17 protein-coding genes are annotated in these 18,212 nt (G+C 72.1%); 3 read left to right on the top strand and 14 right to left on the bottom strand.

Annotated features, from left to right (window positions below):
• From BN159_RS21605 to pdhA, 7 genes are all read right to left on the bottom strand, one after another.
• Positions 1–1,068 carry an IS110 family RNA-guided transposase gene (locus tag BN159_RS21605; RefSeq protein WP_015657210.1) on the bottom strand — a complete coding sequence of 356 codons (1,068 nt, stop codon included), beginning with the start codon at positions 1,066–1,068 and terminating at the stop codon, positions 1–3.
• Between the two features lie 233 nt (positions 1,069–1,301).
• Positions 1,302–2,408: a potassium channel family protein gene (locus BN159_RS21610; RefSeq protein WP_015659130.1), complete on the bottom strand. Its 1,107-nt coding sequence runs from the start codon at positions 2,406–2,408 to the stop codon at positions 1,302–1,304.
• The gene (locus BN159_RS21615; protein WP_015659131.1) at positions 2,396–3,772 is read right to left on the bottom strand and encodes a molybdopterin molybdotransferase MoeA; all 1,377 of its coding nucleotides are present in this window, start codon (positions 3,770–3,772) and stop codon (positions 2,396–2,398) included. Before BN159_RS21615 ends, BN159_RS21610 begins: the two co-directional genes overlap by 13 nt.
• A complete protein-coding gene (locus tag BN159_RS21620; RefSeq protein ID WP_015659132.1) occupies positions 3,769–4,668 on the bottom strand; it encodes an NTP transferase domain-containing protein in 900 nt (299 codons plus the stop codon). The genes BN159_RS21615 and BN159_RS21620 overlap by 4 nt, the downstream gene beginning before the upstream one ends.
• Positions 4,669–4,722: 54 nt before the next feature.
• A complete protein-coding gene (locus BN159_RS21625; protein ID WP_015659133.1) occupies positions 4,723–6,060 on the bottom strand; it encodes a dihydrolipoamide acetyltransferase family protein in 1,338 nt (445 codons plus the stop codon).
• On the bottom strand, positions 6,060–7,064 hold the full coding sequence (locus tag BN159_RS21630) for an alpha-ketoacid dehydrogenase subunit beta (RefSeq protein WP_015659134.1): 1,005 nt from the start codon (positions 7,062–7,064) through the stop codon (positions 6,060–6,062). Before BN159_RS21630 ends, BN159_RS21625 begins: the two co-directional genes overlap by 1 nt.
• Positions 7,061–8,191, bottom strand: coding sequence for a pyruvate dehydrogenase (acetyl-transferring) E1 component subunit alpha (gene pdhA / locus BN159_RS21635; protein ID WP_015659135.1), 1,131 nt, complete (start codon positions 8,189–8,191; stop codon positions 7,061–7,063). Before pdhA ends, BN159_RS21630 begins: the two co-directional genes overlap by 4 nt.
• A gap of 190 nt (positions 8,192–8,381) precedes the next feature.
• Between pdhA and BN159_RS21640 the strand changes: the two genes are divergently transcribed.
• Positions 8,382–8,864, top strand: a complete 483-nt coding sequence (locus BN159_RS21640) for an Lrp/AsnC family transcriptional regulator (protein WP_041819636.1) — start codon at positions 8,382–8,384, stop codon at positions 8,862–8,864.
• 9 nt (positions 8,865–8,873) lie between these two features.
• Here BN159_RS21640 and BN159_RS21645 read toward each other — a convergent pair whose 3' ends face one another.
• Both BN159_RS21645 and BN159_RS21650 read right to left on the bottom strand, forming a co-directional pair.
• The gene (locus tag BN159_RS21645) at positions 8,874–9,464 is read right to left on the bottom strand and encodes a TetR/AcrR family transcriptional regulator (protein ID WP_015659137.1); all 591 of its coding nucleotides are present in this window, start codon (positions 9,462–9,464) and stop codon (positions 8,874–8,876) included.
• Positions 9,461–10,987 (bottom strand): 3-hydroxyacyl-CoA dehydrogenase, encoded by a 1,527-nt coding sequence (locus BN159_RS21650; RefSeq protein ID WP_015659138.1) that lies wholly within the window; start codon positions 10,985–10,987, stop codon positions 9,461–9,463. The genes BN159_RS21645 and BN159_RS21650 overlap by 4 nt, the downstream gene beginning before the upstream one ends.
• Positions 10,988–11,146: 159 nt before the next feature.
• On the opposite strand from BN159_RS21650, the gene paaN reads away from it, so the two are divergent.
• Positions 11,147–12,838 (top strand): phenylacetic acid degradation protein PaaN, encoded by a 1,692-nt coding sequence (gene paaN / locus BN159_RS21655; RefSeq protein ID WP_015659139.1) that lies wholly within the window; start codon positions 11,147–11,149, stop codon positions 12,836–12,838.
• Here paaN and BN159_RS21660 read toward each other — a convergent pair.
• The 3 genes from BN159_RS21660 to BN159_RS21670 are packed head-to-tail and all read right to left on the bottom strand — an operon-like array spanning position 12,835 to position 15,502.
• Positions 12,835–13,578 (bottom strand): TrmH family RNA methyltransferase, encoded by a 744-nt coding sequence (locus tag BN159_RS21660; protein WP_015659140.1) that lies wholly within the window; start codon positions 13,576–13,578, stop codon positions 12,835–12,837. The two genes, paaN and BN159_RS21660, sit on opposite strands and share 4 nt — an antisense overlap.
• Positions 13,575–14,798, bottom strand: coding sequence for an HTTM domain-containing protein (locus BN159_RS21665; protein WP_015659141.1), 1,224 nt, complete (start codon positions 14,796–14,798; stop codon positions 13,575–13,577). Before BN159_RS21665 ends, BN159_RS21660 begins: the two co-directional genes overlap by 4 nt.
• Complete coding sequence (locus BN159_RS21670; RefSeq protein WP_015659142.1) at positions 14,795–15,502, bottom strand: DUF5819 family protein; 708 nt, start codon at positions 15,500–15,502, stop codon at positions 14,795–14,797. Before BN159_RS21670 ends, BN159_RS21665 begins: the two co-directional genes overlap by 4 nt.
• Before the next feature lie 282 nt (positions 15,503–15,784).
• On the opposite strand from BN159_RS21670, the gene BN159_RS21675 reads away from it, so the two are divergent.
• Positions 15,785–16,918 carry an acyl-CoA dehydrogenase family protein gene (locus tag BN159_RS21675; RefSeq protein ID WP_015659143.1) on the top strand — a complete coding sequence of 378 codons (1,134 nt, stop codon included), beginning with the start codon at positions 15,785–15,787 and terminating at the stop codon, positions 16,916–16,918.
• Positions 16,919–16,928: 10 nt separating this feature from the next.
• Here BN159_RS21675 and BN159_RS21680 read toward each other — a convergent pair whose 3' ends face one another.
• On the bottom strand, positions 16,929–17,258 hold the full coding sequence (locus tag BN159_RS21680) for a rhodanese-like domain-containing protein (protein WP_041819638.1): 330 nt from the start codon (positions 17,256–17,258) through the stop codon (positions 16,929–16,931).
• 65 nt (positions 17,259–17,323) lie between these two features.
• Positions 17,324–18,124: a J domain-containing protein gene (locus tag BN159_RS21685; RefSeq protein WP_015659145.1), complete on the bottom strand. Its 801-nt coding sequence runs from the start codon at positions 18,122–18,124 to the stop codon at positions 17,324–17,326.
• Between the last annotated feature and the right edge of the window lie 88 nt (positions 18,125–18,212).

Genomic DNA, 18,212 nt, shown 5'->3' on the forward strand with positions numbered 1-18,212 from the left:
TCAAGTGGTCTGGATGAGGTGTTCGGTTGTGATCCGTGGGTGGGGCAGGTGCTTGTAGACCTCACGGGCGACGAACCGTTTCAGGCAGCGGATGATGTCCTTCTTGGTCATGCCTTCGGTAGTGCGTTTGGCGACGTAGTCCCTGGTCCGCTGGTCGTAGCGCATCCGGACCAGCACGATGGTGTGCAGCGCCCTGTTGGCCTGGCGGTCGCCGCCGCGGTTGAGTCGGTGCCGGTTGGTGCGTCCCGAGGAGGCCGGGATTGGAGCGGCTCCGCACAAGTGCGCGAAGGACGCCTCCGACTTCAGGCGGTCGGGGTTGTCGCCCGCGCTGGTCAGCAGCTGGCCTGCGGTCTCCGGGCCGACGCCGGGCAGAGCGATCAGGCGCGGTGCCGCCCGGGTGACCAGCGGCCCAAGGTCCGCATCCGCCTCGGCGATCTCCTCGCAGAGCAGCTGGTAGCGGCGAGCGAGCCGTCGCAGCGTGATCTTCGCCGCGCAGACCGGATCGGCAAGGTCACCTGCCGGGCGGGAACGAGCAAGGGTGTCGACCAGTTCGCCGGTGGCCAGGCCGCGCAGCCTCTCGCGCACCGTGGCAGGGGCGGTGACGATCAGCGTGCGGATCTGGTTGATGGCCTGGGTGCGGGCCTTGACCGCCGAGCTGCGGGCCACCCGCAGGGTGCGGATGGCCTCCACGATCCCGTCGCGGGTCTTCGGGATGCCCGAGGCCCGGCCCGACAGCACGGCGGTCGCGGCGGCGTAGGCGTCGACGGGATCGGACTTGCCGTTGTCCCGCCTCGCTTTGCGATCGGGGCGGTCGACCTCGATGACCGTGACGCCGTTCGCAGTAAGGAAGCGGGCGGCTTCTGCTCCGTAGGCACCGGTACCTTCTAGGCCCACCACAAGGAGTTCACCGTGCGAGCACAGCCACTCCAGCATCTGCCGGTAGCCGTCCGGGGTGGTCTCGAACGCCCGGGTGGCCAGGTGCCGGCCCACGGTGTCGATCACTGCGGCCTGGTGCAGGTCGGTGTGGGTGTCAATGCCGCCGATGACCGCTATCTCGTCTGCTGCCATGCTGGAGCCTGCTGTCCTTCCGTACGACGCGTGAGGGAGAGCACGCGCCGGTCGGGCAGACGGACAAGACAGTGATGGGACCTTTGGCCGGGCTCCTATGAAGTCACAGACGCCCGACCGGCCACGCGCATAGCGGCTCCGCCCGGAAGGCCGACGATTCACGCCAAGGACAGCCGAAGCGCCAGTCAGTCCTTGAGTCAGACCCTCGGGCGGAGCCACAGCAATCATCACTGTCAGTCCTGTGAAATCGGGCGGATGTCGGGCGCGACCTGGGTGCTCGGCGTGGCCCGGATGATGGTGATGACCCGGTCCGTCGCCTCAAGGGTGCCGATGGCCGGGTCGTCGTATCCGAGCACCCGGTGGCCGCGTACGACGCTGACCACCAGGTCGGACGTCTCCCGCGGCCCCTTGCCGACCTCGGCCTTTATGACCGGCCGTTCGATGATGTCGAGCCCGCTGCCCTGTTGGATCAGGTCCTCCATCACCATGCCGGCGGCGGGGCTGAGCACCGACAGACCGAGCAGCCGGCCGGCCGCGCTGGCGCTGGTGATGACCGCGTCGGCGCCGGACTGCTTCAGCAGCGGGGCGTTCTCCTCCTCGCGCACCGCGGCCACGATCTTCGCGCCGCGGTTCATCTGGCGGGCCGTCAGCGTGACCAGGACGGCTGTGTCGTCGCGCTGGGTGGCGATGATGATCTTCCGGGCCCTGTGCACCTCGGCCCGCTTGAGCACATCGCTGCGGGTGGCGTCGCCGACGATGCCCGCGTAGCCCTCGGCGGTCGCCGCGTCGATCACCTTGCTGCTGGGGTCGACCACGATGACCTGTTCCTTCCTCAGTCCCGTGGCGCAGACGGTCTGGATCGCCGAGCGCCCCTTGGTGCCGAAGCCGACGACGACGGTGTGGTCGCGCAAGGCGGACCTCCAGCGGTTCAGACGCCATTCCTCCCGGGTGCGCTCGGTGAGGACCTCCAGCGTGGTGCCGACCAGGATGATCAGGAACAGCACCCGCATGGGCGTGATGACGAGGATGTTGGTGAGCCGGGCGGTGTCGCTGACCGGGGTGATGTCGCCGTAGCCCGTGGTGGAGAGGGTGACGGTCGCGTAATAGAAGGCGTCGAGGAAGTCGAGGCTGCCGTCGGAGTTGTCGTTGTAGCCGTCGTGGTCGGCGTAGACGATGAGGGCGCACAGCACCAGGAGCGTCAGCGCCATGACCACGCGCTTGGCGACCTGGCGGAAGGGGTGCTCCACCACCTTCTTCGGCAGCTTGATCCGATGGGTCGCCAGGCGTTCGTCAGGCTGACGCGCGATGACGTCGTGGCCCGGAAGTTTCACGTGAAACACACCCCGATCCCCGAGGACGCCCAGGGCAGGTCCAGCAGTTCCGCCTCCGCACCGGCCCGAATCCCTCCGGGCGGTACGACGGCCAGGGCGTCGGCGGCCGCCATGCCCCGCAGCATCGCGGGGCCGTTGTAGTGCAGCGGCACGGCCCGGTCGCCGCGCAGCACGACGGGGACGAGCCGGGTGTCGTGCGGATGCCCGTGCGCCGCGTCCTGCAAGGGCAGCGTGTACGGCTCGGGGGCGGGGCGGGCGGCGAGGGTGCGCAGCAGCGGCTCGGCGAGCGTGAGCAGGCCGGAGACGGCCGCGAGGGGGTTGCCCGGCAGGCCCACCAGGTGCTGGTTCTCCTTGGTGCGGGCCAGCAGCATGGGGTGGCCGGGGCGCACCTTGACGCCGTCGACGAGGAGTTCGGCGTCGAGGCGGCGCAGGGTGGGGTGGACATGGTCCACGGGTCCGGAGGCGGTGCCGCCGGTGGTGACGATCAGGTCGGCCTCGGAGTAGGCGAGGGCCTTGTGGAGGGCCTCGGCGTCGTCGCCGAGCCGGCGCACGGTGGTGACCTCGGCGCCGAGCGCCCGCAGCCAGGGCGGCAGCATCGGGCCGAGGGCGTCCCGGATCAGCCCGTCGTGCGGCAGGCCCTCGGTGAGCAACTCGTCGCCCAGGATCAGCACTTCGGCGCGCGGCCGGGGGACGGCGGTGACGGCGTCGTAGCCCGCGGCGGCGGCGAGGCCGAGGACGGCCGGGGTCACCAGGGTTCCGACGGGCAGGAGCTGGTCGCCGGAGCGGCACTCCTGGCCGCGCGGGCGGATGTCCTGGCCGTGCTGGAGGTCGCGGTCCGCGTGCAGTCTGCCCTGGGCGTCGCTGCGGCCGTGCTCGTTGCGCAGCACGGCGGTGGTGTCCAGGGGGATCCGGGCGCCGGTGGCGATCCGGACCGCCTCGCCGTCGGTGAGCGACTCGGGCTCGGTGTGCCCGGCGAGGACGCCGGTCTCCCGTACGTCCCAGGGGCCCGGTCCGGCGACCGCCCAGCCGTCCATCGCGGAGGTGTCGAAGGAGGGCAGGTCGGTGAGGGCGGTGAGCGGGGCGGCCAGGGTGAGGCCGAGCGCCGAGTCGAGGGGGGCCTGGAGGGGGGCACGGCGGGTGCCGCGGCCGCGTCCGGCGCGGGCGGCGATCGCGCGGGCCTCGGGCCAGGGGGTGGCCCGGTGGTGCCGGTCGTGCTTGGCGTGGTGTCCGGACTGGCGCTGCTCGGGGCTGTCGGGCCGGTCTCGCGGGGCAGGTGTGGGGTCGCCCGTGCGGTTCTCCTTCACGAGGGCGAGCACCTCCTCGACGTCGAGGTCCTCGGCGTCCTGGTCGTTCTGGACGCTGCGGGGGGTCATCCGGCGTCCGGGCCGGCGTCGTCCGCCGCCTTCGGGGCCTGTTCCGCGGCCCAGCGCGTGGCGAGGTCCGCGGCCTTACGGGCGGCCTCGGCGACCGCCTCGGGGCTGCCGTCGCCGCGCGCGGCGGCGTAGCCGACGAGGAAGGTGGTCAGCGGGGCCGCGGGCCGCGCCACGCCGTGGGCGGCGTCGCGGGCCAGGTCCAGCAGGACCTTGATGTCGACGTCGAGCTCGATGCCCAGCTCGTCCTTGACTGCGGAAATCCATTCATCCAACACGTGCCCATGCTCCCTGATGCGTGCCCTGGCGGTGGCGATGTCGTCCCAGGTGTCGCAGTCGAAGGACGCGACGGGGTCGGGGACGCGGCTGAGGCGGAGACCGGCGGTGAGACGGCGCAGCGGCAGGCCGGTCAGGGTGCCGTGCTCCTCGGTGAGCGCGGCGAGGGCCTCGCGCAGCACGGGTGCGCGGTACGCGGCGACGAGCGGCTGGTCACGGCCTTCGGCGTCGGTGAGCAGCGCTCCGTCGGCGCCGCTCGCGCCGAGCGCGGTGAGCAGGCGCCGGACGGTGGCGGCGTCGAGGAACGGCAGGTCGGCGGAGAGGAGCACGAGGCGGTCCGCCGTGGTGGCGCGCAGTCCGGCGCCGAGGGCGGCCAGCGGGCCGCCGCCGGGCGGGTCCTCGCGCGCCCAGGTCACCGGGCGGGCGGTGGGCCGCTCATCGGCGACGACGACGGTGGTGCGGGCGTCGGCGCAGGCGGCGAGCACCCGCTCCAGCAGCGGACGCCCGCCGACGCCGATGCCGGGCTTGTCCGCGCCGCCGAGCCGCCGGGCGACACCCCCGGCGAGCACGACGGCGTCGTACGCCTCGGTACCCGGGTCGCCCGGGGGCTCGTACGCGGTCACCCCCTGAGTATGCGGGTCCCGTGGATCACAGGGAACGTGGGGGAGGTCCCGCAATCAGAGGGTGCGCAGCAGCACCGCCGGTTGCTCCACGCAGTCCGCCACGTAGCGCAGGAAGCCGCCCGCCGTGCCGCCGTCGCAGACCCGGTGGTCGAAGGTGAGCGAGAGCTGGACGACCTGGCGCACGGCCAGCTCGCCCTCGTGCACCCACGGCTTGGGGATGATCCGGCCGACGCCGAGCATGGCCGCCTCGGGGTGGTTGATGATCGGCGTGGAGCCGTCCACCCCGAAGACACCGTAGTTGTTCAGCGTGAAGGTGCCGCCGGTGAGCTCCGCCGGTGTCAGGGCGCCGGTGCGGGCCGACTCGGTGAGCCGGGCGAACTCGGCGGTCAGCGACTCCGCGTCCCGTGCGTGGGCGTCGCGCACGACCGGCACGACCAGGCCGCGCTCGGTCTGGGCCGCGAAGCCCAGGTGGACGTGGTCGAACCGGACGATCTCCCGGGCCTCCTGGTCCACGGTGGAGTTCAGCTCCGGGAACCTGGCCAGGGCGGCGGTGCAGATACGGGCCAGCAGGGCCAGGAGGGAGATCTTCGAGCCCCCCGCGGCGTTCATCGCGGTGCGGGCGCGCATCAGCTCGGTCGCGTCGGCGTCCACCCAGCAGGTCGCGTCCGGGATCTCCCGCCGGCTGCGGGAGAGCTTGTCGGCCACGGCACCGCGGACGCCCTTGAGAGGGGTGCGGGTCTCGCCGACGGTGACGGGGGCGAGGGCGGTGACGGGTGCGGGGGCGGGGGCCTGTGCTGTGCGTCCCTGTGCGGCGGCGGCCCGCAGGGCGTACTCCACGTCCGCGCGCAGGATCAGCCCTTCCGGACCGGAGCCGTGCAACTCCCGCAGGTCCAGGCCGTTCTCACGGGCGAGGCGGCGAACCAGCGGGGAGATCACGGGTACCGGGCCGTCAGCACGGGTCAGGGCAACGGCCGATGACGTGTCGTCGGCGGGCCGGTGCCCGGCCGCGGTGCCGACGGGCCGCGCCACGCTCTCGGGCGGCGTCGGCTGCGCGGGGCGTACCCGCCTGCGTCGCGCGGGGGCCTCGGAGGTGCCGTAGCCCACCAGGACGTTGCCGGAGCCCGCGGCCTCGCTGTCGGAGGCCGGGGCGCCCACGGCGACGGTGATCAGCGGGGCGCCCACGGGCAGTTCGGAGCCCTCCTCGCCGAAGCGGGCGGTGACCACACCGGCGTAGGGGCAGGGGACGTCGACCATCGCCTTGGCCGTCTCGACCTCGACGACCGGCTGGTCGACGGCGACGACATCGCCGACCTGGACCAGCCAGCGCACGATCTCCGCCTCGGTGAGCCCCTCGCCGAGGTCGGGGAGCTTGAACTCCAACACCTGTGCCATCAGCTCTCGGCCTCCCATTGCAGACGCCCCACGGCGTCCAGGATCCGGTCCACGCCGGGCAGGTGGTGACGCTCCAGCATCGGCGGCGGATAGGGGATGTCGAACCCGGCGACGCGCAGCACCGGTGCCTCCAGGTGGTGGAAGCAGCGCTCCGTGACGCGGGCCGCGATCTCCCCTCCCGGGCCGCCGAAACCGCCCGACTCGTGCACGACGACCGCTCGTCCGGTCCGTCGTACCGAGGCGCAGACCGTCTCGTCGTCGAACGGCACCAGCGAGCGCAGGTCGACGACTTCCAGGTCCCAGCCCTCCTCGCGGGCCGCCTCGGCGGCTTCGAGGCAGACCGGCACGGACGGACCGTACGTGATCAGCGTGGCGCTCCGGCCCGAGCGCCGCACCACCGCACGGCCGATCGGTTCAACGCTCTGCGGCTCCTCGGGGTTCCAGGAGTCCTTGGACCAGTACAGCCGCTTGGGCTCCAGGAAGACGACCGGGTCGTCGGAGGCGATGGACGCGCGCAGCAGGCCGTAGGCGTCGGCGACGGTGGCGGGGGTGACGACATGGAGGCCCGGGGTCGCCATGTAGTACGCCTCGGAGGAGTCGCTGTGGTGCTCCACACCGCCGATGCCGCCGCCGTAGGGGACGCGGATGGTGATCGGCAGGGGCATGGCGCCGCGGGTGCGGTTGCGCATCCGGGAGACATGGGAGATCAGCTGCTCGAAGGCCGGGTAGGCGAACGCGTCGAACTGCATCTCCACCACCGGCCGCAGGCCGTACATGGCCATGCCGACGGCGGTGCCGAGGATGCCCGCCTCGGCGAGCGGGGTGTCGGTGCAGCGGTCCTCGCCGAACTCCTTGGCGAGTCCGTCGGTGACCCGGAAGACACCGCCGAGGGTGCCGACGTCCTCGCCCATGACGTGCACGGACGGGTCGTCCGCCATGGCGTCGCGCAGCGCGCGCGTGAGGGCCTGTGCCATGGTGGCGGGTTTCACCGCGACGGTGGTCATCGCTCGTCTCCCTCGGCTGCCAGCTCGGCGCGCAGCTGTGCCTGCTGCTCCCGCAGTTGGGGGGTGGGCTCGGCGTACACATGGGCGAACAGGTCCATGGGGTCGAGCACCGGGTCCGCGTTCATGCGCTCGCGCAGCTCGGCGGCCATCTCCTCGGCGGCGTCCTTCGCGGCCTGGATGCCGGCCTCGTCGATGAGGCCGCGCTCGGTCAGCTCGTGCTCCAGCAGGGCGATCGGGTCGTGTCCGCGCCAGGTCTCCACCTCGGAGTCACCGCGGTAGCGGGTGGCGTCGTCGGCGTTGGTGTGGGCGTCGATCCGGTAGGTGATCGCCTCGATCAGGGTGGGGCCGCCGCCCGCACGCGCGTGGGCCACGGCGTCGGTGAGGACCTCGTGCACGGCGGCGGCGTCGTTGCCGTCGACCAGGCGGCCGGGCATGCCGTAGCCGACGGCCTTGTGGGCCAGCGACGGGGCCGCGGTCTGCTTGGCGAGCGGTACGGAGATCGCGAAGCCGTTGTTCTGGACCAGGAAGACGACCGGCGCCTGCCAGACTGCGGCGAAGTTCAGCGCCTCGTGGAAGTCGCCCTCGCTGGTGCCGCCGTCGCCGACCATGGCGAGCGCGACCACGTCGTCGCCCTTGAGGCGGGCGGCGTGGGCGAGGCCGACGGCGTGCGGGAGCTGGGTGGCGAGCGGCGTGCTCAGCGGGGCGATGCGGTGCTCGCGCGGGTCGTAGCCGGTGTGCCAGTCGCCGCGCAGCAGGGTGAGCGCCTGCACGGGGTCCAGGCCGCGGGCGACGGCGGCGAGGGTGTCGCGGTAGCTCGGGAAGAGCCAGTCGCGCTCCTCAAGGGCGAGCGCGGCGGCGACCTCGCAGGCCTCCTGTCCGGTGGTGGACGGATAGACGGCCAGGCGGCCCTGCTTGGTCAGGGCGGTGGCCTGGGCGTTGTACCGACGGCCGCGCACCAGTTCGGCGTAGAGGCGGCGCAGCAGACCGGGGTCGGCCTTGGCCGCCGCTTCCGTGCCGAGGACGCGGTAGGGCTCCGCGTCGGGCAGCAGCGGCGCGGGGTCGGTACGGGGCTGCCAGGCGGGCGGCGGCGATGGCCGGTACGCGCCCCGCTGCTCCATGACCGTCATGACGGCACCTCCTCGTGGGAGTGGCTACGGGAGACGTGTCGGCTGTGACCCGCCTCACCTACCGATTGTTCGGTCGTCGGCACATTTTGGCTACAGGCACCTCCAGGCTGTGGACAAACGGTTCTCCACAGCCTGCAATGAACGCAGTACGTCCACGACAGGGAGGCGGGGGGACATGGCACCTGAACAAATGGTCGAGGGCCCCGACGGCGCGGCTCCGCCGCCACCCCGTCCCCTCGACGCCATCGATCAGGACATCCTCCAGATGCTCCAGGCGGACGGCCGCGCCTCCATACGGTCCGTCGCCGAGCGGGTCCATGTCTCGCGCGCCAACGCCTACGCGCGCATCAACCGCCTCATCGAGGACGGCGTCATCCGGGGTTTCGGCGCCCGCGTCGACCATGAACGCGCGGGGCACGGGACGTCGGCGTACATCACGCTGAAGATCGTGCAGAACACCTGGCGGACCGTGCGCGAGCAGCTCAGGCAGTTGCCGGGGGCCTCGCACATCGCGCTGGTGGGGGGCGATTTCGACGTCCTGCTGCTGGTGCACACGCCCGACAACCGGGCGCTGCGGGAACTGGTCCTCACTCGCCTCCAGGCCATCCCCGAGGTGCTCAGCACCCGCACCCTGCTGGTCTTCGAGGAGGAGGACCTGGAGCCACAGGGCTGACAGCGGCTCTCAGGCCGCCTTTCGCAGCCCCCCGAACACCACCTGCACCACGGCGTCGGCGACCTCGCGCTCGCCCATGCCCCGGCCGTCCGGCCGGTACCACTCCACGATGGAGTTGATCATCCCGAAGACCAGCCGGGTGGCGAGCCGCACCTCCACGTCCCCGCGCAGGTCCCCGTCGGCGGCCGCCGCCTTCAGCAGCTCGGCGACCTCGTGGTCGAAGTCGCGGCGCCGCTCCAGCGCCCACCGCTCGGTGTCGGTGTTGCCGCGCACCCGCAGCAGCAGCGTCACATAGGGCAGCTCGGTTATCAGCACCTCGACCATGCGCCGCACGACGTGCTCCAGGCGGTCCGAGGCGCGCCCCACACGCGCGTGCTCCTCGTCGAGGATGCCGAACAGCCCGTCCAGGGCCCGGCTCACGGCGCGGCGCAGCAGCTCCTCCTTGCCGGAGACGTGGTGGTAGATCGACGACTTGGAGATCCCGGCGGCCCTGGAGAGATGCTCCATGGAGGTGCCGTCGTAGCCGCGTTCGTTGAAGACCCCGACGGCGACCGACAGCAGCGTCTCAGGGGTGTACGTGTCGCGCTTGGCGGTGGTCATGAGCCGCTGCCCTCCCGCTTGTCGGTGGCGTAGGCGTGCCGGTACAGCGCGAGGGAGGGCGCGTACCGCCCGGAGGGGTCGCGCAGGTGCAGGTCGTCGAGGAGGGCGTAGGCCCAGTTGCGGCCGAGCCGGCGGCTCCACTCGAAGGGGCCGAGCGGGTAGTTGACGCCGAGCCGCATGGCTGTGTCGATGTCCTCCTCGGTGGCCACGCCCTTGGCGACGGCGTCATGGGCGAGGTCGACGATCCGGGCGACCGTACGGGCGACGATCATGCCGGGCACGTCCCCGATGACGCTGACCTGCTTGCCGAGCGCCTGGAACAGGCCGATGGCCTCGGCGAGGGTCTGCGGGGAGGTGTCCTGGGAGGCGGACAGGGCGATCCGGGTGGCCCGGCGGTAGTCGAGCGCCAGGTCGAAATAGACAACGTCCCGGAACTCCACGGAGGTCTGCCCGTCGGCGAGCGCCAGCTGGCCGCCGCTGGGCAGGACCAGGCGGGTGCCGTGGTCCTCGTCCTCCTCGCGCACCGGGATACCCGCCTCGCGCAGCAGCGTGAGCAGTTCGGCGGCGGGGCCCAGGTCGCCCTCGGCGACGACATACGCGGGCGCGCGCTCCGGCTCGGCGGTGTGCGGTTCGGGGCGCTCGGCGGCCCCGAGCTCATCGGAGTAGTCGTACCAGCCGTGCCCGCTCTTGCGGCCCAGGCGGCCGGACTCCACCAGGCGGCGCTGGGCGAGGGAGGGCGTGAAGCGGACGTCCTGGAAGAAGGACTGCCACACGGAGTGGGTGACGGACTCGTTGACGTCCTGGCCGATCAGGTCGGTCAGTTCGAAGGCGCCCATCTTGAAGCCGCCGCACTCGCGCAGCACGGCGTCGATGGTGGCGGGGTCGGCGCCCTGGGCCTCGTAGACGGCGAAGGCCTCGGCGTAGAAGGGCCGCGCGATGCGGTTGACGATGAAGCCCGGGGTGTCGGCGCAGGCGACCGGCGTCTTGCCCCAGGCGCGGGCCGTCTCGTACGCGTGCGTGGCCGAGGTGACGTCGGTCGCGAACCCGGAGACCACCTCGACCAGCGGCAGCAGCGGGGCCGGGTTGAAGAAGTGCAGGCCCACGAAGCGGCCGGGGTTCGCGAGGGCGCCGCCGATGGCGGTGACGGAGAGGGAGGAGGTGTTGGTGGCGAGCAGACAGTCGTCGTCGACGACCTCCTCCAGGGCCCGGAACAGTTCCTGCTTGATGTCCAGGCGCTCCAGGACGGCCTCGATCACCAGGCCGCAGTCGGCGAGGTCGGTGAGCGCCTCGGCGGGCATCAGCCGGGCCCGGGCGGCGACCCGGTCGGCGTCGCTGAGCCGGTCCTTCTCGACCAGCCGGTCGAGGCGGGCGCCGATCGCGTCGGCCGCCTCCCGCGCCTTGCCGGGCACGGCGTCGTACAGCCGCACGGGGTGGCCTGCGATCAGTGCGACCTGGGCGATGCCCTGGCCCATGGTGCCGGTGCCGACGACGGCCACGGGGCTGCTGAGGTCGATTGCTGTCATGTCCGCGATCCTCCCGCACGGGGTTTTCCACAGATGCGGCGGACCCCCTTGAACCGACCGATCGTTCGGTTACTCTAACTCTGACTGGCTGTTCCTGCCCATGTTTCTGCCAGGTCATGAACTCGACGAAGAGTTCTTGAGACTAGGAGTTGGTCCCGCATGGCCGCCGCCCTCACCCCCCACGACCTGATCGCCAAGCACCGGCCCACCCTCGACCAGGCGCTGGAAGCGATCCGCACGCGCGCGTACTGGTCCCCGCACCCCGAGCACCCCAAGGCCTACGGCGAGAACGGCAGCCTGGACATGGCGGCGGGCAAGGCCGCCTTCGACGCCCTCCTCGGCACCCGGATCGACCTCGGCCAGCCCGGCACCGACGGCTGGGTGGGCGGCGAGGTCTCCCCGTACGGCCTGGCGCTGGGCGTGGAGTACCCGCACGCGGACGTGGACGTGCTGCTGCCCGCCATGAGGGCCGGACAGCGGGCCTGGCGGGACGCGGGCGCGGAGATCCGCGCGGTGGTCTGCGTGGAGATCCTCAAGCGGATCAGCGACCGCACCCACGAGTTCGCGCACGCGGTCATGCACACCTCGGGCCAGGCGTTCATGATGGCGTTCCAGGCAGGCGGCCCGCACGCGCAGGACCGCGGCCTGGAGGCCGTGGCGTACGCGTATGTGGAGCAGGTCCGCACGCCCGACACCGCGGAGTGGACCAAGCCGCAGGGCAAGAAGGACCCGCTCGCGCTGACCAAGGCGTTCACGGCGGTACCGCGCGGGATCGCGCTGATGATCGGCTGCAACACCTTCCCCACCTGGAACGGCTACCCGGGCCTGTTCGCCTCGCTCGCCACGGGCAACGCGGTGCTGGTGAAGCCGCACCCGCGCGCGGTGCTGCCGCTCGCGCTCACCGTGCAGGTCGCGCGCGAGGTGCTCGCCGAGGCCGGGTTCGACCCGAACCTGGTCGCGCTGGCCGCCGAGCGGCCCGGTGAGGGCATCGCCAAGACGCTCGCCGTGCGGTCCGAGATCCGGATCATCGACTACACCGGTTCGACCGCCTTCGGCGACTGGCTGGAGGCCAACGCCCGCCAGGCGCAGGTCTACACGGAGAAGGCCGGCGTCAACACGGTGCTCGTGGAGTCCACCGACAACTACAAGGGCATGCTGTCCAACCTGGCGTTCTCGCTGTCGCTGTACAGCGGGCAGATGTGCACGACGCCGCAGAACCTGCTGATCCCCCGGGACGGCATCCGCACCGAGGACGGGCCGCGGACGTACGACGAGGTCGTCGCGGACATCGCCCGCGCGGTGGACGGACTCCTCGGTGACGACGCCCGCGCGAACGCGCTGCTCGGCGCGATCGTCAACCCGGACGTCAAGGCACGCCTCGAGGCCGCGGCGGGACTGGGTGAAGTCGCCCTCGCATCCCGCGAGGTGGCGAACCCGGACTTCCCCGATGCGGTCGTCCGCACGCCGGTCATCGTCAAGCTGGACGGGGCCAAGCCGGACGACGAGGCCGCGTACATGAACGAGTGCTTCGGCCCGGTGTCCTTCGCGGTGGCCATGGACTCCGCCGCGGACGCGGTGTCGCTGCTGCGGCGGACGGTTCGGGACAAGGGTGCGATGACGGTCGGGGCGTACACCGTCGACTCCGAGGTCGAGCAGGCGGTGCAGGAGGTCTGTCTGGAGGAAGCGGCGCAGTTGTCGCTGAATCTGACGGGCGGGGTGTACGTCAACCAGACCGCGGCCTTCTCCGACTTCCACGGCTCGGGCGGCAACCCGGCGGCCAACGCGGCGCTGTGCGACGGGGCGTTCGTCGCGAACCGCTTCCGCGTGGTCGAGGTTCGGCGGGAGGCCTAAGAACCCCTGAAGGCACTCCAGTGGTAGAGCGTCATTCCTACGCTCGTCGCCAGGTTGTAGCTGCTCACCTGCGGGCGCATCGGTAGCGCCAGCAGGTGGTCGGCTCGTTCGCGGACCTCTGGTGAGAGGCCGCTGCGTTCTGAGCCGAAGGCGAGGACGGCGTCATCCGGGAGTTTCACGTCCCGGATGTCGTCGCCCTCGGGGTCCAGGGCGAAGAGGGGGCCGCTCGGGAGTTCCTCCGGTGTGAGGCGTTCCACCGCTGTCGCGAAGTGGAGGCCCGCGCCGCCTCGTACGACCGTGGGGTGCCAGGGGTCCAGCGTGCCGGTGGTGATGACGCCCGTCGCGCCGAAGCCCGCGGCCAGGCGGATGACCGCACCCGCGTTGCCGAGGTTGCGGGGGTGGTCGAGGAGGACCACCGGGGTGGGGCGCGGCCTCGCCGCCAACCGCTCCAGATTCGCCGCGCGGGACGGACGTACCGCCAGGGCCGCTACGGCTGTGGGGTGCGGGCGCGGGACCAGGGCGCGGTACGTCTCCTCCGGGACCTCCGTGAGGAGGGTGGACAGACGGTCGCGTACGTCGGGGGCCAGTTCGTCGGCCAGCGCGAGGGTCGCTTCCCGGTCCGTCGCCACCGCCACCGGGATCTCCGCCCCGAAACGCACCGCGTGCTTGAGGGCGTGGAAGCCGTCCAGGAGTACGGCCGTGCCGGCGAGGCGGTGCCAGGTGGTGACGGGGGTGGTCATGGAGCGGAGCCTACGTGGGTCTGCTCCGGGCTCTCGGGGTTGTCGGGGTTCGCGGGGTTCTCCGGGCTGCGGGGCTCGGGCAGTGCCATGTCGCCGCCCTTGCGTGGGCCCGGCAGCCGGGCCGGTATCCGGGCCGCCCAGGCGCCCAGGCGGCGCAGGAAGGTCGTCGGCAGGAAGACCGCGTCCGCCGCGATCATCGCCAGCGAGAAGAACGGCAGGCCGAGGACGACCGCGATCACCGCGTGCTCGAACATCATCGCGGCCAGCAGGACGTTCTTGACCCGCCGGTTGAACAGCGTGAACGGAAAGGCGACCTGGACCAGGACCGTCCCGTACGTCACCAGCATCACCATGACGCCGCTGGCCGAGAGGGCGTCGGCGAGGGCCGGCCAGGGGGAGAAGTAGTCCAGGTGCAGGGGGTAGTAGACGGCGGTGCCGTCCTGCCAGCGGGAGCCCTGGATCTTGTACCAGCCCGCGGTGGCGTAGATCAGACAGGCCTCGGCCATGATCACGAGCAGGGCGCCGTTGTGCACGATGTTCGCGATCACATCGAGCAGGACGCGCGGCTCGGCGGTGCGCGCGAAACGCCCGACCAGCCACCACACGGCCAGCGCGATCCACACGGTCCACAGGATCAGCGGCACGGTCCGGTCGCCGTCGAGCCGGCCCGCGAGACCGGCCATGATCAGGACCAGACCGAGCACGCCCCACAGGACCGGACCCACGCGGTCGGTCCTGTCCCCCGTGCGTTCCGCTCTGCGCGCGTCCAGCGACCAGACCCGGCCGCAGCGGGTGAAGACCAGGTAGATCGACATCAGGTGCAGGACGTTGTCGCCGCCGTCGCCCATGAAGATGGACCGGTTCTGGAGCGACAGCACCCCGACCATGAACAGCACGGACATCGTGCGGGTCCGCCAGCCGAGCAGCAGCAGGACGGCGAAGAGGACGGCGAGGGCGTAGACCAGCTCGAACCAGAGCCGGCCGTCGGTCCAGATCAGGGCCGTGAAGGCGCCGTTCGCGGTGATCAGCTGCTCGGCGAGCGCGAAGTTCCAGGGGCCGTCGGGGCCGTACAGCTCATGGCGGTGGGGCAGCTCGCGCAGCAGGAAGAGCAGCCAGGTCGCGGCGAAGCCGATCCGGACCACGGCCGTCTGGTACGGGCCGAGCGCGGACTCGGTGACCCGGGCGATGCCCGCGGAGAGGCAGAGGGCGACACGGTTCATGCCCGGTCCCCCTCGGCCCCGTCCACTGCCTCGTCCTCGGGCAGCTCCCACCAGGGCAGCTCCCGGTACACCGGGTTGTCCGGCACCTTTTCCTCGCTCCACTCGGGAGGCTGCACGTTCGTGGTCCGCGAGCGGACCTGGACGCGCTGCACGACCCCGCCGGGTCCGGCCGCGTCCTCGCGGTCGAGGCGCAGGACCACGATGCGGCGTAGGTAGGACTCGGCCAGATCGCCGCGCAGGCCCACCGGGCGGTTGTCCTCGTCGTGCGTGGCGACCAGGAAGTCCCAGGCCCGGCGCAGCTCGTTCTGCTGGGTGTGGCTCGGCAGCAGGTTGCCGTCGATGTCCCGGCCGTCCTGGGCGGACAGGTCGTACCAGCCGGTGGTGCGCATCCCGCCGTCCGCCTCGCGGATCTCGGCGCGGACCTCCACGGCGATGTTCTGCTGGAGCGGATTGGGCGCGAAGAGCTTCCAGTTCTGCTCGAACTCCGGATAGATCCAGTCCTCGATCGCCGAGCCGTGCTGCTTGCTGACCGTGTTGGAGGGGGCGACGTGCAGGAAGACCATGCCGATGTGGACACAGACGGCGACCGCTACGACGGCGAGGGCGAGGGCGGCGGCGATCTGGTAGCGCAGGGAGAGCGCGGCCACACCGCTGCGGGGCTCCGGCCCGTGCCGGGCCTCGCCCACTGCGTCGTACGCGTCCATTCCGCCCCGTTCCCCGATGTCGGTCGACGGCAGAACCTCCCCCGGGCGGCCCTGCCTCGGGGGGACACCTTACGGCGCTCGGCTCACGGCAAGGTCACGTCTGCGGAGCGGTTGGTGCGGGCCGAAGATCCACTGGTGAGAGGGGTGAAGATCCATGGGAAAGGGGGTGAAGATCCAGAAGAAGATCCCCGGTCCGGGCGTTCCCTTCTTCTAGAACCTGTTCTATCTTGACGCACCGTCAGATCTCTGTGAGCGGGACTCCGGGCACGGAAGGGCGGGACCGTGGACTTCACCTTCAGCGAGGAGCAGCAGGCGGCGGCCGAGGCGGCACGGGGGGTGTTCGCCGGGGTCGAGCCGGACGCCGTGCCGAGCCCCGCGCTCACCCGGGGCGCCGTGGCCGAGGACTTCGACCGCGCGCTGTGGTCCCGGCTCGCCGACGCCGACCTGCTGAGCCTGCTGCTCGCCGAGGAGCACGGCGGCGCCGGCCTGGACGCCGTGGCGCTCTGTCTCGTGCTGCGCGAGGCGGCGGGAGTGCTGGCGCGGGTGCCGCTGCTGGAGCACAGCGCCGCACTGGCCGTCCTTCAGGCGTACGGCGGCCAGGACCTGGAGTCCGGGCTGCTCGCGCGGGCCGGGCGCGGCGAGGTCGCGCTGACGGTCGCCGCGCACGGCCGTACCGGGCACGACCCGGCCGAGCTGGCGGTGACGGCGCGCCGGGACGGTGCGGGGTGGGTGCTGGACGGTGCGCAGACGGCGGTGCCGTGGGCGTGCGACGCCGATCTCGTCGTCGTACCGGCGAGCGCGGACGGTGACCGGGCCGTGCTGGCGCTGGTGCCGAGGGAACAGGACGGGGTCGGCCTCGCCGAGCAGTACTCCACCACCGGGGAGCGGCTCGGGGAGCTGCGGCTCGACTCCGTGCGGCTCGCGGAGCGGGAGGTGGTGACGGCGGAGGGCGCCTGGGAGCGGCTGCGGGAGCTGCTGACGGTCGGGACGTGTGCGCTGGCGCTCGGGCTCGGGGACCGGGTGCTGCGGATGACCAGTGACTACACCGGCAAGCGGGAGCAGTTCGGCCACCCGCTCGCCACCTTCCAGGCGGTCGCCGTGCAGGCCGCAGACCGGTACATCGACCTGCGGGCCATGGAGGTCACCCTGTGGCAGGCCGCCTGGCGGATCACGGCGCGGGCGCCGGGGGCGCTGCCGGTCGCCGCGGATGTCGCCGTGGCCAAGATCTGGGCCGCGGAGGGGGTACGGCGGATCGTGCAGACGGCGCAGCATCTGCACGGAGGGTTCGGGGCCGACGTCGACTATCCCCTGCACCGGTACCACGCCTGGGCCAAGCAGCTGGAACTGTCGCTCGGCCCGGCGGCGGCGCACGAGGAGGCGCTGGGGGACTTGCTGGCGGCGCATCCTCTGGGGTGAGGCGTGCGGCTCAGAGCACGAAGCCGGGCTTGCCCTCGTCCGTGACGACCGGTCGGCCCGCGGCCGCCCACACCTGCATGCCGCCGTCGACGTTCACCGCGTCGATGCCCTGCTGGACCAGGTACATCGCGACCTGGGCGCTGCGGCCTCCGGAGCGGCAGATCACATTGACCCGGCCGTCCTGCGGGGCGGCCTCGGTCAGCTCGCCGTAGCGGGCGACGAACTCGCTGATGGGGATGTGCAGCGCCCCCTCGGCGTGGCCCGCCTGCCACTCGTCGTCCTCGCGGACGTCCAGGAGGAAATCGCCGTCCTTGAGGTCCGTGACCTCGACCGTGGGCACGCCAGATCCGAAATGCATGCCACCGACGGTACCCGGTGGCACGCGCGGTCCGGCCGCCTCCCTCACTACCCGAGCAGTTCGGCCAGCTCCGCCTCGCGCGCGGCCACGTCGGACAGGAGCTGCTCGGCGATCTCCTCCAGCAGCTTGTCCGGGTCGTCCGGGGCCAGCCGCAGCATGGAGCCGATCGCGCTGTCCTCCAGCTCCCGTACGACCAGGGTGAGCATCTCCTTGCGCTCGGAGAGCCACTCGAGGCGGGCATAGAGCTCCTCGGCGGGGCTCGGCTGCCGCTCCTTCGGGGCCGGACCCGCCGCCCACTCCTCGGCCAGCTCCTTCAGCAGGGCCTCGTCGCCCCGGGCGTACGCGGCGTTGACGCGGGTGATGAACTCCTCGCGGCGCGCCCGCTCCCCGTCCTCCTGGGCCAGGTCGGGGTGGGCCTTGCGGGCCAGCTCGCGGTAGAGCTTGCGGGCCTCCTCGCTGGGGCGGACCCGCTGCGGGGGCCGTACCGGCTGGTCCGTGAGCATCGCGGACGCCTCCGGGAACAGGCCCTCGCCGTCCATCCAGCCGTGGAACAGCTCCTCGACGCCCGGCATCGGCATGACCCGCGCGCGGGCCTCCTCCGCCTTGCGGACGTCCTCCGGGTCACCGGTGCGGGCTGCTTTCGCCTCGGCGATCCTTGCTTCCAGATCGTCGAGGCGGGCGTACATCGGGCCCAGCTTCTGGTGGTGCAGCCGGGAGAAGTTCTCGACCTCCACGCGGAAGGTCTCTACGGCGATCTCGTACTCGATCAGTGCCTGTTCCGCTGCGCGTACGGCGCGTTCGAGTCGCTCTTCCGGGCGGGGGGTCTGATCTTCTTCCGGGGTTGTCACTCGACCAGAGTAGTAGTTCCCTCGGCGCGGCAGGTCGTGTGTTGTCTGTCGCGCCGTTGTGGCTGGGCGCGCAGTTCCCCGCGCCCCT

The sequence above is a fragment of the Streptomyces davaonensis JCM 4913 genome (assembly GCF_000349325.1).
Classification (GTDB): Bacteria; Actinomycetota; Actinomycetes; order Streptomycetales; family Streptomycetaceae; genus Streptomyces; species Streptomyces davaonensis.

Coding starts and splice junctions, on each gene's coding strand:
- BN159_RS21645 (WP_015659137.1), bottom strand. CDS start 9,464: ATGACCACCGCCAAGCGCGACACGTACACCCCTGAGACGCTGCTGTCG.
- BN159_RS21615 (WP_015659131.1), bottom strand. CDS start 3,772: ATGACCCCCCGCAGCGTCCAGAACGACCAGGACGCCGAGGACCTCGAC.
- BN159_RS21665 (WP_015659141.1), bottom strand. CDS start 14,798: ATGAACCGTGTCGCCCTCTGCCTCTCCGCGGGCATCGCCCGGGTCACC.
- BN159_RS21660 (WP_015659140.1), bottom strand. CDS start 13,578: ATGACCACCCCCGTCACCACCTGGCACCGCCTCGCCGGCACGGCCGTA.
- BN159_RS21670 (WP_015659142.1), bottom strand. CDS start 15,502: ATGGACGCGTACGACGCAGTGGGCGAGGCCCGGCACGGGCCGGAGCCC.
- BN159_RS21625 (WP_015659133.1), bottom strand. CDS start 6,060: ATGGCACAGGTGTTGGAGTTCAAGCTCCCCGACCTCGGCGAGGGGCTC.
- BN159_RS21605 (WP_015657210.1), bottom strand. CDS start 1,068: ATGGCAGCAGACGAGATAGCGGTCATCGGCGGCATTGACACCCACACC.
- BN159_RS21650 (WP_015659138.1), bottom strand. CDS start 10,987: ATGACAGCAATCGACCTCAGCAGCCCCGTGGCCGTCGTCGGCACCGGC.
- paaN (WP_015659139.1), top strand. CDS start 11,147: ATGGCCGCCGCCCTCACCCCCCACGACCTGATCGCCAAGCACCGGCCC.
- BN159_RS21630 (WP_015659134.1), bottom strand. CDS start 7,064: ATGACCACCGTCGCGGTGAAACCCGCCACCATGGCACAGGCCCTCACG.
- pdhA (WP_015659135.1), bottom strand. CDS start 8,191: ATGACGGTCATGGAGCAGCGGGGCGCGTACCGGCCATCGCCGCCGCCC.
- BN159_RS21640 (WP_041819636.1), top strand. CDS start 8,382: ATGGTCGAGGGCCCCGACGGCGCGGCTCCGCCGCCACCCCGTCCCCTC.